This window comes from Erwinia sp. PPS120 (assembly GCF_047918655.1).
GTDB classification, from domain to species: domain Bacteria; phylum Pseudomonadota; class Gammaproteobacteria; order Enterobacterales; family Enterobacteriaceae; genus Erwinia; species Erwinia tasmaniensis_A.
In genome coordinates this window covers 1-2,100 of record NZ_JBLREF010000076.1, presented here as the reverse complement: position 1 = coordinate 2,100, position 2,100 = coordinate 1, and the positions used below count along the sequence as shown (strand labels likewise).

At 52.7% G+C, this 2,100-nt stretch carries 1 tRNA gene and 1 rRNA gene; both read left to right on the top strand.

Annotated elements, in window-relative coordinates:
- Positions 1–224: 224 nt before the first annotated feature.
- A 16S ribosomal RNA gene (locus tag ACLRGG_RS21115) occupies positions 225–1,766 on the top strand.
- A 69-nt stretch (positions 1,767–1,835) separates the two neighbouring features.
- Positions 1,836–1,911: transfer RNA gene (locus tag ACLRGG_RS21110), tRNA-Glu, on the top strand.
- Positions 1,912–2,100 lie beyond the last annotated feature (189 nt).

Below are 2,100 nucleotides of genomic sequence, written 5' to 3'. Positions count from 1 at the left end.
AAGGAGGAAAGCGTAATATACGCCACCTCGCAGCAGGCCGCCAAGGCGCCAGCCGCACCGCTCTTTAACAATTTATCAGACAATCTGTGTGGGCACTCGCAGGATTGATATCAGCGCCGCAAGGCGCAAAAAATATCAAGTCTTAAGAGTGAACACATAATGAAATTCATTATGACGTTTTACACTTGAGCATCGCTTCACTTGTTGAAGCAAATCGAACTTTTAAATTGAAGAGTTTGATCATGGCTCAGATTGAACGCTGGCGGCAGGCCTAACACATGCAAGTCGAACGGTAGCACAGGAGAGCTTGCTCTTTGGGTGACGAGTGGCGGACGGGTGAGTAATGTCTGGGAAACTGCCCGATGGAGGGGGATAACTACTGGAAACGGTAGCTAATACCGCATAACGTCTACGGACCAAAGTGGGGGACCTTCGGGCCTCACACCATCGGATGTGCCCAGATGGGATTAGCTTGTTGGTGAGGTAATGGCTCACCAAGGCGACGATCCCTAGCTGGTCTGAGAGGATGACCAGCCACACTGGAACTGAGACACGGTCCAGACTCCTACGGGAGGCAGCAGTGGGGAATATTGCACAATGGGCGCAAGCCTGATGCAGCCATGCCGCGTGTATGAAGAAGGCCTTCGGGTTGTAAAGTACTTTCAGCGGGGAGGAAGGGGGTGAGGTTAATAACCTCGCTCATTGACGTTACCCGCAGAAGAAGCACCGGCTAACTCCGTGCCAGCAGCCGCGGTAATACGGAGGGTGCAAGCGTTAATCGGAATTACTGGGCGTAAAGCGCACGCAGGCGGTCTGTCAAGTCGGATGTGAAATCCCCGGGCTCAACCCGGGAACTGCATTCGAAACTGGCAGGCTAGAGTCTTGTAGAGGGGGGTAGAATTCCAGGTGTAGCGGTGAAATGCGTAGAGATCTGGAGGAATACCGGTGGCGAAGGCGGCCCCCTGGACAAAGACTGACGCTCAGGTGCGAAAGCGTGGGGAGCAAACAGGATTAGATACCCTGGTAGTCCACGCCGTAAACGATGTCGACTTGGAGGCTGTTCCCCTGAGGAGTGGCTTCCGGAGCTAACGCGTTAAGTCGACCGCCTGGGGAGTACGGCCGCAAGGTTAAAACTCAAATGAATTGACGGGGGCCCGCACAAGCGGTGGAGCATGTGGTTTAATTCGATGCAACGCGAAGAACCTTACCTGCTCTTGACATCCACGGAATTCGGCAGAGATGCCTTAGTGCCTTCGGGAACCGTGAGACAGGTGCTGCATGGCTGTCGTCAGCTCGTGTTGTGAAATGTTGGGTTAAGTCCCGCAACGAGCGCAACCCTTATCCTTTGTTGCCAGCGATTCGGTCGGGAACTCAAAGGAGACTGCCGGTGATAAACCGGAGGAAGGTGGGGATGACGTCAAGTCATCATGGCCCTTACGAGCAGGGCTACACACGTGCTACAATGGCGCATACAAAGAGAAGCGACCTCGCGAGAGCAAGCGGACCTCACAAAGTGCGTCGTAGTCCGGATCGGAGTCTGCAACTCGACTCCGTGAAGTCGGAATCGCTAGTAATCGTGGATCAGAATGCCACGGTGAATACGTTCCCGGGCCTTGTACACACCGCCCGTCACACCATGGGAGTGGGTTGCAAAAGAAGTAGGTAGCTTAACCTTCGGGAGGGCGCTTACCACTTTGTGATTCATGACTGGGGTGAAGTCGTAACAAGGTAACCGTAGGGGAACCTGCGGTTGGATCACCTCCTTACCTGAAGATACCTTCCCGCGTAGTGTCCACAACAGATTGTCTGATAGAAGTAATGAGCAACAGTACAGAGTCCCCATCGTCTAGAGGCCCAGGACACTGCCCTTTCACGGCTGTAACAGGGGTTCGAATCCCCTTGGGGACGCCATCTCCTGATAATGAGTGAAAGACATTATCAACCGTATCTCAAAGCTGATTCTGCCTGAAGGCGAGTCATGTTTGAGATAACTGCTCTTTAATAATCCGGAACAAGCTGAAAATTGAAACGACGTATCGTTTTCATTCTCCGTAATAAGAATGAAACAACACGATATGGTCGGGTCTCTCAAATGCTTAC